Annotated in this window: 7 protein-coding genes; 5 read left to right on the top strand and 2 right to left on the bottom strand. The window is 65.6% G+C overall.

The window, feature by feature from the left end; all coding sequences use genetic code 11:
- Positions 1 to 13: 13 nt before the first annotated feature.
- Positions 14 to 1,528 (bottom strand): MFS transporter, encoded by a 1,515-nt coding sequence (locus tag ASD14_RS01240; protein ID WP_056128821.1) that lies wholly within the window; start codon positions 1,526 to 1,528, stop codon positions 14 to 16.
- Positions 1,529 to 1,686: 158 nt separating this feature from the next.
- Between ASD14_RS01240 and ASD14_RS01235 the strand changes: the two genes are divergently transcribed.
- Positions 1,687 to 3,297 carry an alpha-glucosidase family protein gene (locus ASD14_RS01235; RefSeq protein ID WP_056127720.1) on the top strand — a complete coding sequence of 537 codons (1,611 nt, stop codon included), beginning with the start codon at positions 1,687 to 1,689 and terminating at the stop codon, positions 3,295 to 3,297.
- 14 nt (positions 3,298 to 3,311) lie between these two features.
- Here ASD14_RS01235 and ASD14_RS01230 read toward each other — a convergent pair whose 3' ends face one another.
- On the bottom strand, positions 3,312 to 4,844 hold the full coding sequence (locus ASD14_RS01230) for a tryptophan halogenase family protein (RefSeq protein ID WP_056127717.1): 1,533 nt from the start codon (positions 4,842 to 4,844) through the stop codon (positions 3,312 to 3,314).
- Between the two features lie 124 nt (positions 4,845 to 4,968).
- Between ASD14_RS01230 and ASD14_RS01225 the strand changes: the two genes are divergently transcribed.
- The 4 genes from ASD14_RS01225 to ASD14_RS16270 all read left to right on the top strand — a co-directional run bounded on the left by ASD14_RS01225 (position 4,969) and on the right by ASD14_RS16270 (position 12,421).
- The gene (locus ASD14_RS01225) at positions 4,969 to 7,701 is read left to right on the top strand and encodes an alpha-1,6-glucosidase domain-containing protein (protein ID WP_056127714.1); all 2,733 of its coding nucleotides are present in this window, start codon (positions 4,969 to 4,971) and stop codon (positions 7,699 to 7,701) included.
- A gap of 173 nt (positions 7,702 to 7,874) precedes the next feature.
- A complete protein-coding gene (locus ASD14_RS01220; RefSeq protein ID WP_235565291.1) occupies positions 7,875 to 9,881 on the top strand; it encodes a glycoside hydrolase family 97 protein in 2,007 nt (668 codons plus the stop codon).
- A gap of 3 nt (positions 9,882 to 9,884) precedes the next feature.
- Positions 9,885 to 10,607 (top strand): DUF6445 family protein, encoded by a 723-nt coding sequence (locus tag ASD14_RS01215; protein WP_056127707.1) that lies wholly within the window; start codon positions 9,885 to 9,887, stop codon positions 10,605 to 10,607.
- Positions 10,604 to 12,421 carry an alpha/beta hydrolase-fold protein gene (locus tag ASD14_RS16270; RefSeq protein WP_200946998.1) on the top strand — a complete coding sequence of 606 codons (1,818 nt, stop codon included), beginning with the start codon at positions 10,604 to 10,606 and terminating at the stop codon, positions 12,419 to 12,421. Before ASD14_RS01215 ends, ASD14_RS16270 begins: the two co-directional genes overlap by 4 nt.
- Positions 12,422 to 12,722: the final 301 nt, after the last annotated feature.

The raw sequence follows: 12,722 nt of genomic DNA, 5'->3' as shown, positions 1-12,722 counted from the left end.
ATGCGACGCGCCCTCATGAATTCACCGCCGCTGCCATGCGCGGTGCGGGTTCACGCACGCGCAGCACGCACAGTCCGGCGACGATCATGCTGACGCCGCCAATCACCAGGACGGACATCGGATTCCCGCCGACGAGCTTCAGCAATACCGGCAGGGTGCTCACCGCCACCAGTTGCGGAATCACGATGAAGAAATTGAAGATGCCCATGTACACGCCCATCTTCTGCGAGGGCACGCAATCCGACAGCAGCGCGTACGGCAGCGACAGAATCGATGCCCAGGCGAAACCGACACCGACCATCGACAGCAACAGCCACTGCGCATCGCGGATCAGCACGAACGAGAGCAGGCCCACGCCACCCAGCGACGCATTGACGAGGTGCGAAACACGCAGGCCCCAGCGCTTCACCATCCACGGAATCACCACCGCGGCGAGCGCAGCGAAGCCGTTGTAGGCGGCGAACAGTACGCCCACCCAGTTGGCGCCTTCGTTGTAGGCGGCGGAACTGGTATCGCTGCTGCCGAAATGCACGCTGGTGACCGCGCCCGTGGTGTAGATCCACATCGCGAACAGGCCGAACCAGGAAAAGAACTGTACGACCGCGAGCTGCCGCATCGTCGGCGGCATGTCGTAGAGGTCATCCATGATGTGGCCGAATGGATGATCGCCCTGCAGGCGCGAGCGCAACAGCAATGCGATGCCATAGGCGGCGAGCATGCCGCCGAGGATGTACAGCTGCCGATCCCAGCCACCCCACGCCACCGCAAACAATCCGGCGACACCGGCCAGCAGCCATGCGAGTGCATGGCTGCGAACGCGCGCAACCTCGCGCGGGCGTCGTACCAGCGCCGGTGCTTCGTCCCAGGCGTGCAGCACCTCGGGCGGATATTCGCGCGTACGCAACACCGTCCAGGTGATCGCGCCGAGCAGCACCGCGCCGCCTGCATAGAACGCATAGCGCACGGTGTCCGGCACTTCGCCCGGACCGGCGATGTTGGATACGCCGACCTTCGTCAGCAGCCACGGCAGCAGGCTGGCGACCACCGCGCCTACCCCGATGAAAAAACTCTGCATCGAATAGCCGGTGGCGCGCTGGCTCACCGGCAACTGGTCGCCGACGAAGGCGCGGAACGGCTCCATCGAGATGTTGATCGACGCATCGAGGATCCACAGCAGGCCCGCGGCCATCCACAGCGCGGGCACGTTGGGAAACAGCAGCAACGCAGCCGAGGCGAGGACCGCGCCCACCATGAAATAGGGGCGGCGGCGACCGAGGCGCGTCCACGTGCGATCCGAGAGATAGCCCACGATCGGTTGCACGATCAGCCCGGTGAGCGGCGCGGCGATCCACAATGAAGGCAGCGTCTCCATGTCCGCGCCCAGTGTCTGGAAGATGCGGCTGACGTTCGCGTTCTGCAGTGCAAAACCGAACTGGATGCCGAGGAAACCGAAGCACATGTTCCAGATCTGCCAGAACGACAATTGCGGCTTGTGGTTCGTGCCCTGCTGCGCTTCGCTTTGCTTCATCTGGCTTCCTCTGTCGACGGCGGCACGCATGGTAGTCAGCGGCCGCACTGCACAATGAAATGTAATCGTATTCAAGCAGCACGGTGACCAAACGCCCTCTTATCGGGGAGCGCGGCGTGGAATAGTCGCCGCTCTGAAGGAATTGGGGCCGGGTGCAGATGGCGACGAACCGCTGGTGGCGTGGCGCGGTGATCTACCAGATCTACCCGCGCAGCTTCCTGGATACCAACGGTGACGGCGTCGGCGACCTGGCCGGCATCGTCGAGAAACTCGATTACGTCGCCAGCCTCGGTGTCGATGCGATCTGGATCTCGCCGTTCTTCAAGTCGCCGATGGCGGACTTCGGCTACGACATCGCCGACTACCGCGACGTCGATCCGCTGTTCGGCACGCTCTCCGATTTCGATCGCCTGCTGGCGAAGGCGCATGCGCTCGGCATCCGCGTGATGATCGACCAGGTGCTCAGCCACACCTCGATGGAACATGAGTGGTTCAGGCAGAGCCGCGAAAGCCGCGACAACGCGCGCGCGGACTGGTACGTGTGGGCCGATGCGAAGCCCGACGGCACGCCACCCAACAACTGGCTGTCGATCTTCGGGGGCGTGGCGTGGAAGTGGGAACCGCGGCGCCGGCAGTACTACCTGCACAACTTCCTGTCGTCGCAGCCGGACCTGAATTTCCACAACCCGCACGTGCGCGCGGCGACGCTGGACAACGTCAAGTTCTGGCTGGACAAGGGCGTCGACGGCCTGCGCCTGGACGCGATCAACTACTGCTTCCACGACGCACAGTTGCGCGACAACCCGCCAAAGCCGGCGGAACTGCGCACCGGGCGCGGCTTCAGCCCGGACAATCCGTACGCATTCCAATATCACCACTACAACAACACGCAGCCGGAAAACCTGCAGTTCCTCGAGGAGCTGCGCGCCCTGCTCGACCGCTATCCGGATGCGACCACGCTGGGCGAAATCTCTTCGGAGGATTCGCTGGCGACGATGGCGGAGTACTGCAACGGGCAGCGCCTGCACATGGGTTACAGCTTCGAGCTGCTGACCGATGACTTCAGCGCCGCCTATATCCGCGGCACGGTGGAACGGCTCGAAGCCACGATGACCGAAGGCTGGCCGTGCTGGGCCATCTCCAACCACGACGTGCAGCGCGCCGTAACGCGCTGGGGCGGACCGGACGCAAGCGATACGTTCGCGGCGCAGATGGTGGCGATGGTGTGCTCGTTGCGTGGCTCGGTGTGCCTGTACCAGGGCGAGGAACTCGGCCTGCCCGAGGCCGACGTGCCGTACGAAGCGCTGCAGGACCCCTACGGCAAGACGTTCTGGCCCAACTTCAAGGGCCGTGACGGCTGCCGCACGCCGATGCCGTGGAACGACGCGCCGCAGGCGGGCTTCAGCGACGGCAAGCCGTGGCTGCCGATTCCGCCGGAGCATGTCGAACGCAACGTCGCATTGCAGGATGCCGATGCGCATTCGGTGCTGAATGCCGCGCGTTCGTTCCTGCGCTGGCGCAAGACGCAACCGGCGCTACGCCAGGGATCGATCCGCTTCATTGACACGGCCGAACCGGTGCTTGCCTTCGTCCGCGAATGCGGCGACCAGTCGATGCTCGTCGCCTTCAACCTGTCGTCCTCGCCGGTGTCCTGGCAGCCGCCGCACGCGCTGTCGCCGTTGGCGGCACCCGGCGTGGCCGCCGCGGAGCTGCGTGACGGCATCCTGCATTTCCCGCCCTGCGGCGCGGCTTTCGCCGCGCTTTCGTGACGGCGCCGCCGCGATCAGGCGGCCTGGCTTTCCTTCGCGACAAGGCGCGAGATGAAGGCATCGTGGGTCGGCATCTGCGTCGCGCAATGGCCGATCACCCCACGCACGTTCTCGAGGAATTCCGCGATGCGTTCCTCGGGCTGCAGGTCAACCAGCGCGTGATAGCCGCGCGGATGCACGCGCTGGCCGTGCATTACCTGCACCCAGCTGGGCTCGGCGAACATCTCGGTGTGCTCGCGGAACACGCGCCCGTTGCTGCGGAACAGGTCCATCTTCTGCCGCAGCGTGTCGGGGATGTCCATGGTCCGGCAGTAATTCCAGAACGGCGAGTCGTCACGCTCGGTGGCGTGGTAATGCAGGATCAGGAAGTCGCGGATCCGGACCGTTTCGAAATCGGAATGCGCGTTGAATTCGTCGATGTCGGCCTGGTCGAAGCCCACATGCGGGAAGAACGCGGTCAACCGCGCGATCGTCGACTGGATCAGGTGGATGCTGGTGGATTCCAGCGGCTCCATGAAACCGCTCGACAGTCCGATGGCCACGACATTCTTGTTCCACGTCTTGTTGCGCTTGCCGGTGGCGAAGCGCAGCACGCGCGGCTCGGCCAGTGCCTCGCCGTCGAGGTTCGCCATCAGCGTCGCGGTGGCTTCGTCCTCGCTGGTGTACCGGCTGCAGAACACATGGCCGTTGCCGATCCGGTGCTGCAGCGGGATGCGCCACTGCCAGCCGGCCTTGCGCGCCGTCGAACGCGTGTACGGCGTGATTCCACCCGGCGCGCTCGCGCAGGGCACCGCGACCGCGCGATCGCAGGGCAGCCAGTGCGTCCAGTCCTCGAAGCCGGTCTTGAGCGCCTGCTCGATCAGCAGGCCGCGGAAGCCGGAGCAGTCGATGAACAACTGGCCGTCGATCAGCGTGCCGTCTTCCATCGTCACCGATTCGACGAAGCCGTCTTCACCACGCAACTGATAGCCGGTGACCTTGCCCTCGATGCGCTGCACGCCGCGCGCCTCGGAGTACTCGCGCAGGAAGCGCGCGTACAGCCCGGCGTCGAAGTGGTAGGCGTAGGCGATATCGGCCAGCGGCGAGTTCGGGCGATCGGTCACCGCCGGCATGAACTTGTTCTGCCGTGCGGCGACGGTGTTGATCGAATAGTCGTCGAGCGGCCTGGCCTTGCCGGCCTGGTGCATTTTCAGCCAGTACTGGTAGAAGGGCACCAGCCCGAGATCCTGGCCGATCTTGCCGAAGCCGTGCACGTACGAATCGCCGAGCCTGCCCCAGTCCACGAAATTGACGCCGAGCTTGAAGCTGCCCTTGGTACGGCGCACGAAATCGGCTTCATCGAGTTCGAGCGCATGGTTGAACAGCTTGATCAGCGGAATGGTGCCTTCGCCTACGCCGACGGTGCCGATCTCTTCCGATTCGATCAGGCGGATCGAATAGTCGCGGGTCAGCGCCTTCGACAATGCGGCCGCCGCCATCCACCCCGCGGTGCCGCCACCGACGATGACGATATTCCTCACCCGACCTTCGTTGCTGCCATCGACCATGGATCGTCCCCGTCCCCTTGCGAATGCTGAGTATGCCGCCGACAAAGCGGACGCACATTCTGCGGTGCCGGGCCACGTGCATTCCCGGCCGGCGGCGCATTCACATTGCACTGGAAACGTATTCATGCCGCGATTCCTGACACTTCTGCTGACGACGGCCGCGCTGGCCGGCCCTGCGGCGGCGCGGCCGGCGGCGCTCGCCGATTGCGATGCGGCGACGCATGCGACGGTGCTTTCGGCCGCGGCACGGAGCGAAACCGACGCGCGGGCATACTGGATCGGCGCCGGTTTCCTGAGATGGCCGCAGCAGCGGGTGGAGTCCGGACGTTACCGGCTCTACCACTCGGCGACGGGCCAGCTTCGCGCCGCAAACGGACAACGCATCGCCGGCGCCGATGGCAGCATCTCCCTGGATATTCCGGACAACCTGCCCGCAGCGACCCGGCGCTTCGACTTCACTGGCGCGGGCATCGAACTCGCGGTGATGCGCGAGGATCTCGCGAAGGTGCCGGCGCTGCTTACTGGCCAGGTGTTGCTGGTGCGCGAGGACGAGCGCGGACGCGTGCTCGATGCCACCTACGTGCAGGTGCCAGGCGCGCTCGATGAACTGTATGCGCGCGCCGCCGATGTCCATGCGCTGGGCGTGAGCATCGATGGCGCACGCACCAGGTTCCAGCTTTGGGCGCCGACGGCACGAACGGTGGCCACCTGCATCCACGATACCGGCAGCGGCAAGGCGACGCGTGTCGTTCCGCTGCGGCGCGAAGCGGGGACCGGCCTCTGGTCGGCGACGTTGCCAATGGATCTTTCGACGAAGTACTACACCTACCTCGTCGATGTATTCGTCCCCGGCGTTGGCGTGGTGCGCAACCGCACCACCGATCCGTATTCGGTCGGACTGACCACGAATTCGAAGCGCAGCTACATCACCGATCTCGACGATCCGTCGTTGAAACCACCGGGCTGGGACGAAGCCGCGCGGCCCGCGCCGCTCGCCGCGCAGACCGACATGTCGATCTACGAACTGCACGTGCGCGATTTCTCGATCGGCGACGCGAGCGTTCCGGTCGCACATCGCGGCAAGTACCTCGCGTTCACCGATACGCAGTCGAACGGCATGCGCCACCTGCGCGCACTGCACGACGCGGGCCTCAGCGACATCCACCTGCTGCCGGTGTTCGACATCGCCACGATTCCGGAAGCCGGATGCATCACACCGCAGGTTCCGCAGGCCGCACCGGACAGCGACGCGCAACAGGCGGCGGTAATGAAGGACGCCGCGCGCGACTGCTTCAACTGGGGCTACGACCCGTACCACTACAGCGTGCCCGAAGGCAGTTACGCCAGCGACCCCGGCGACGCGGCAGTGCGCATCCGCGAGTTCCGTGCGCTGGTGGCTGCATTGCATGCTGCCGGGCTGCGCGTCGGCATGGACGTGGTCTACAACCACACCACGGTGTCGGGCCAGGAAGAACGCTCGGTGCTCGACCGCATCGTGCCCGGCTACTACCACCGCCTCGACGCGAATGGAAAAGTCGAGCGCTCCACCTGCTGCGACAACACCGCCACCGAGCACCTGATGATGGGCAAGCTCATGGCCGATTCAGTCGCGCTGTGGGCCAGGCACTACCGCATCGACTCGTTCCGCTTCGACCTGATGGGCCACCAGCCCCGCGCGGCGATGGAGATCGTGCAGCAGCGCGCCGATGAAGCCGCCGGCCGCCAGGTCAACCTGATCGGTGAAGGCTGGAACTTCGGCGAGATCGCCGACGGCAAGCGTTTCGTGCAGGCCTCGCAGCTCTCGCTGCAGGATTCTGGCATCGGCACGTTCAGCGATCGCGCGCGCGATGCGCTGCGTGGCGGCGGTTGCTGCGACAGCGGGATCGAAGCAATCGCGGCGCAAGGCTGGCTCAATGGGCTGTTCTACTCACCCAACGCGCTGAGCACAGGCAAGCACACGCGCGCCGAACTGCTGCGCGCGGCCGACTTCGTGCGTATCGGCCTTGCCGGCACACTGCGTGACTACCGCCTGCAGACCGCCGATGGCCGCACCAGGCCGCTGCGGGAAATCGACTACAAGGGGCAGCCCGCGGGTTTCGCCGCGCAGCCGTCGGAAGTCGTCAACTACGTCGAGAACCACGACAACCAGACGCTGTTCGACATCAACGCGATGAAGCTGCCGCGTGATACCTCACCGGAAGACCGTGCACGCGTGCAGCTGCTGGGCGCGGCCTTCGTCGCCTTCAGCCAGGGCGTGGCGTATTTCCATGCCGGCATGGACGTGCTGCGCTCGAAGTCGCTGGACCGCAACAGTTTCGATTCGGGCGACTGGTTCAACCGGCTCGACTGGACCTATCGCGGCAATTACTTCGGGACCGGCCTGCCGCCCGTGAACGACAACGGCAAGGATTGGGAACTGCTACGACCGATCCTCGCCGATGCAGCCGCGATCGAGCCGGCGCCGGAGCACATTGCGTGGATGCGCGATGCCTTCCGCGACCTGCTGCGCATCCGTGCGAGTTCGACGCTGTTCCGCCTGCGCACGGCGGAAGACGTGCAGCAGCGTCTTCGCTTTCCCAACACCGGTCCCTCGCAGAATCCGCTGGTGATCGTGGGCCACCTCGATGGCCATGGCTACGACGGGGCCGGCTTCCGCGAGATTCTGTATCTGCTGAACGTGTCGCCGCAGGCGCAGTCGCTGGAACTCCCGGAAGAAGCCGGCAAGCGCTACGTGCTGCATCCGGTGCTGGCGGAAGAAGGCGCCTCTGACGTTCGCGTGAAGCAGGCCCGGTTCGATTCGCGAACAGGCCGCGTGGCGGTGCCGGCACGAACAACGGTAGTGTTTGTTGTGCAGTGAGTTGGTCGCGGCGATGCAGTGCCCGGCTTCGCTTTGGCTCGTCATTCCCGCGAAGACGAGAATCCAGTGTCTTTGCTTTCGGATAACAGCCAAGACAAAGTCGCTGGATTCCCGCCTTCGCGGGAATGACGGTTCGGTAGTTCATTACTGAGGAATTCCACGTGCGCTCTTATTTGTCCATCCTCCTGCTGGCATTCGCCCTGCCCGCCCACGCCGACACCGTCGCCGAGGTCTCCTCGCCCGACGGCACGCTCAAGGTCGAAGTCGACGTCAACGGCGAAGGCCGCCTCGGCTATAGCGTGTCGCGCAAGGGCGAGCCGCTGATCGGCTATTCGCGGCTCGGCATGAACCTGCGCAACGGCCGTGAGTTCCTGCGCGGCCTGAAGCTGGATACGAAGGCCACGCGCAGCTTCGACGAGACCTGGGAGCAGCCCTGGGGCGAGCGCCGCTTCGTGCGCAACCATTACAACGAGCTGCGCACGGGTTTCGTCGAGGGCGATCGCGACCATCGCCGGCTCGACATCGTGTTCCGCGTATTCGACGACGGCGTCGGCTTCCGCTACGAATTCCCGAAGCAGCCCAGGCTCGACGAGGTGCAGATCCAGCAGGAGCTGACCGAATTCGCGATCGCGCAGCCGGCGACGGCCTGGTGGATTCCGGCCTACGAGTGGAACCGCGAGGAATACCTGTACACGAAGACGCCACTGTCCGAAGTCGGCACCGCGCAGACGCCGATCACGTTGCGTACCGAGAAAGGCACGCACATCGCCATCCACGAGGCCGCGCTGGTCGACTACGCCGGCATGAACCTGGCGAAGGGCGAAGGCGGCCGCCTGCGCGCATCGCTCACGCCCGGCAGCGTGGCGAATGTCGTGCGCCGCGCGCCGTTCGCGACGCCATGGCGCACCATCCAGGTCGCCGACCGCGCAGGTGGCCTGGTCGAATCCAGCCTGATCCTCAACCTCAACGAGCCCAACAAGCTCGGCGACGTCAGCTGGTTCAAGCCGTCCAAGTACGTCGGCGTGTGGTGGTCGCTGCATCTCGACCAGCAGACCTGGGGTACCGGGCCGAAGCACGGCGCAACCACGGAGAACACGAAGCGCTACATCGACTTCGCGGCCAAGCATGGCTTCCGCGGCGTGCTGGTGGAAGGCTGGAACGTCGGCTGGGATGGCGACTGGTTCGCCAACGGCTGGAACTTCGATTTCCGCAAGCCGACGCCCGACTATGACCTCGAAGGGCTTGCCGCCTACGCGAAGTCGAAGGGCGTGCACCTGATCGGCCACCACGAAACCGCGTGCGCGGTGAGCCACTACGAGCGGCAGATGGACGAGGCATTCGCGCTGTTCGAAAAACTCGGCATCGATGCGGTGAAGACGGGTTACGTCTGTGACGCCGGCCAGATCGAACGCCAGGATGAAACGAATGGCCCGGTCGTGCGCGAGTGGCACGAAGGCCAGTTCATGAGCAACCACCACACGCGCGTGCTGGAGGCGGCGGCGAAGCGTCACATCGCGATCGATGCGCACGAGCCGATCAAGGACACCGGCCTGCGCCGCACCTATCCCAACTGGGTGTCGCGCGAAGGCGCGCGCGGGCAGGAGTTCAATGCCTGGGGCAATCCACCCAATCCGCCGGAGCACGAGCCCAACCTCATCTTCACCCGCATGCTGGCCGGTCCCATGGACTTCACGCCGGGCGTGGTGAGCCTGAAGGGCCGCGGCGGCCAGGTGATCCAGAACACGCTGGCGCGCCAGCTCGCCGATTACGTCGTGCTGTACAGCCCGATCCACATGGCGGCCGATTTGCCCGAGCACTACGAGCAGCACATGGACGCGTTCCAGTTCATCAAGGACGTGCCGACCGACTGGCAGGACACGCGCGTGGTCAATGGCGAGGTCGGCGACTACGCCACCATCGTCCGCAAGGACCGCAACAGCGAGGACTGGTACCTCGGCAGCGTGACCGACGAAGAAGCGCGCACGTTGCAGGTGCCGCTGTCGTTCCTCGATGCCGGTCGCGCCTACACCGCGCAGATCTATCGCGATGGCGACGGCGCCGACTGGAAGACCAGCCCCTTCGCATTCGTGCGCGAAGAGCGCGCGGTGAAGCGTGGCGACACCCTGACGCTGAAGCTCGGTTCCGGCGGTGGCGCGGCGATCCGGTTCGTGGCGAAGTAGCCGATGTTCGATCGCAGCCTGTTCAATCCGGCGCCGGTGATCGAAACCGTCACCGTCGGCGGGCGCCCGCTGTGCCACGTCATCGACAATGCGTTGCTGGAGCCCGAACGCTGGGTCGAATTCGCCGCGGCGAACCATCACGCCTTCCGGGACGCGCCGCGGAACGCGTTTCCCGGACCAGAACTGGCGCTTCCCGAAGCGGCCCTGTTGCAACTGGAAGCGTTTTTTTCCCGGCACCTGCGCCAGCGCTTCGAGGCGAGGCGCACGCTGAGCCTCAATGCGCGACTGTCGATCGCCTCAAGGCGCCCTGAAGAACTGCAGCCCAGGCAGTGGCTTTGCCACATTGACCGCATGCGTACCGAGCCCGGGCAACTCGCCGTGGCATCGGTGCTCTATCTGTTCCGGGATGAGTCGCTCGGCGGCACCGGCTTTTACCGGCCGCTGCGACCCCTGGGAGAGATCATGCAGCTGATGGAGGAAGCGGCCGCGCTTCCTTCTGCTGAATTTGGCGCACGCCATGGACTCCGGCCGGCTTACATGGTTGCCTCGAATGCGTGGTTCGAGAAGATGACTTCCGTTCCGGCGAAGTGGAACCGATTGATCTTCTATTCCGGCACCGTCTTCCACAGCGGCGACATCACGGCGCCGGAGCGGCTCTGCGACGATCCGCGGACCGGCCGGCTCACTCTCAACGGCTTCTTCACCTGCAGGCGGAACCTCGCGTGATTTCTTTCCGTATCACATCCGCATTGCTGTTCCTGCTGTGCGCCGGCTGCGCGCACGTCGCGGCGCCGCGACCGATGACGCCCGGCGAAGTCGCCACGCACTCGAGCGTCGACACGCTGCAGGTCGAGGCACCCGGCATCGCTTCCGCACCCTTGCGCGTTCGCGTGTACCTGCCGCCGGATTACGACGCGAGGGCGGCGATCGGTTATCCGGTGCTGTACGTCAACGATGGCCAGGACGCGGAAGCCGTTGGCTTGCAGCCGACGCTCGCCGCGCTGTATGCGGAAGTGACGATCCGGCCGGTGATCGTGGTCGCGATCGACATGCCCCCCGATCGCATGGGCGCGTACGGGCTTTCCGATCGTGCGCAGTCGCGCAGCACCATTGCACAGACGAAGTACGGACCCGTGGGCGCGCTGGCGCACGCGTACTCGGAATGGCTGGCGAAGACGCTGGTGCCGCTGATCGATGCCCGCTACCGCACGCGCACCACGCCGGATGCGCGCGCGGTGCTGGGCTGGTCGCTGGGTGCGCTCAATGCGTTCAGTGTCGGCTGGCAGTACCCGGAACTGTTCGGCCGCGTGGGTGCGTTTTCGCCCTCGTTCTGGTTGTCCGCCGAACGCGGCGATCCGCCGTCCGTGCAACGCACGCGGCTGGCGCAACGCATGGTCGATGGCACGGCGCCACGTAATGGCGCGCGCTTCTACTTCGCCGTGGGCACGGCCGAGGAAACCGACGATCGCGACGGCGACGGCATCAACGATGCACTCGATGACACCCGCGATCTCATCGATGGCTGGCGCGTGGGCGAAGAGGTAAAGACGAAAGGCCTGCGCCAGCTCGGCTACAGCGTGAACCTCGAATACGGCACGCATCCGACGCGCGCCGACGCAGCGCTCGCCGTGCTCGAAGGCGGCCAGCACAACCAGGCGTCGTGGGCGAAGATGCTTCCCCGCTTCCTGCGCTGGGCGTACGCGGTGCATGCGCCCGCGATCAAGGCCACCGGCACGCTCGAGAGCTGGCAGGACGTGCCTTCGGCGCATGTCGCCGCGCGCAACGTCGACGTGTGGCTGCCGCCAGGCTATGCCGCGAATCCGCACCGGCGCTATCCGGTGCTGTACATGCACGACGGCCAGAACCTGTTCGACCCGTCACTGTCGTACTACGCGCAGACCGACTGGGGCGTGGACGAAGCGATGACGAAACTGATCGCCGAAGGCCGCGTGCGCGAAGCGATCGTGGTCGGCGTCTGGAACACGCCGCTGCGCCTGCAGGAATACATGCCGCGCAAGCCTGTCACGGGCGATTCGCTGCCCATCGGCGTCGAGGGCATGGGCGAGCTGCCCGCATCGGGCATCGTGTCCGACGCGTACCTCGCCTTCCTCGTCGACGAACTCAAGCCGTTCATCGACCGGACCTACCGCACCAGACGTGGGCGCGACGACACCTTCGTCATGGGTTCGAGCATGGGCGGACTGATTTCCCTGTATGCGGTGGCGGAGTATCCGCAGGTGTTCGGCGGCGCTGGCGCGGTCTCCACGCACTGGCCGATCGGCAACGGCGTCGTCATCGACTGGCTCGCCACGCACCTGCCCGATCCGCGCACGCACCGGCTCTACTTCGACCACGGCACGGCCACGCTGGATGCGCAGTACGCGCCGTTCCAGCAACGCATGGATGCGCTGGTGCGTGCCCGCGGTTACGTCGAAGGCGGCAACTTCATGACCCGCGTCTACGAAGGTGCCGAGCACTCCGAACGCGCCTGGCGCCAGCGCGTCGACGTGCCGCTGCAGTTCCTGCTGGGCACGAAGTAAATCCTCGCAAGGCGCGGAAGCGCCTTGAACCTTGTTGCGCGATCCCACGCCGGGCACCGTGTCCCGGGCCTCCTTGTGCCGCCTTGCGCGTGACGACGAGGGCCGGGGGCACCCGCGTGTTCACCGGGAAGTGACGCTAACACCAGTTTTTCCGGGGCTTTTTGCATGAATACGTATGCAGGGGAAATTGTGCGGCGGCGCCCGGGACTACCATCGCCGAACGTTCGCGGCACCGTTTTGGTCCGCACGTGAAGGCCCGCGGCCCGCGCAATCGGACCGCAGACGACCACACAAGAGAGAA

Source organism: Lysobacter sp. Root494 (genome assembly GCF_001427225.1).
Lineage (GTDB): Bacteria > Pseudomonadota > Gammaproteobacteria > Xanthomonadales > Xanthomonadaceae > Agrilutibacter.
This window is presented reverse-complemented; position numbering and strand designations above follow the sequence as displayed.

What these genes read in the sequence shown, in the direction of transcription:
- ASD14_RS01215 (WP_056127707.1), top strand. Translation starts at nt 9,885, where the DNA reads ATGTTCGATCGCAGCCTGTTCAATCCGGCGCCGGTGATCGAAACCGTC.
- ASD14_RS01225 (WP_056127714.1), top strand. Translation starts at nt 4,969, where the DNA reads ATGCCGCGATTCCTGACACTTCTGCTGACGACGGCCGCGCTGGCCGGC.
- ASD14_RS01230 (WP_056127717.1), bottom strand. Translation starts at nt 4,844, where the DNA reads ATGGTCGATGGCAGCAACGAAGGTCGGGTGAGGAATATCGTCATCGTC.
- ASD14_RS01235 (WP_056127720.1), top strand. Translation starts at nt 1,687, where the DNA reads ATGGCGACGAACCGCTGGTGGCGTGGCGCGGTGATCTACCAGATCTAC.
- ASD14_RS01240 (WP_056128821.1), bottom strand. Translation starts at nt 1,528, where the DNA reads ATGAAGCAAAGCGAAGCGCAGCAGGGCACGAACCACAAGCCGCAATTG.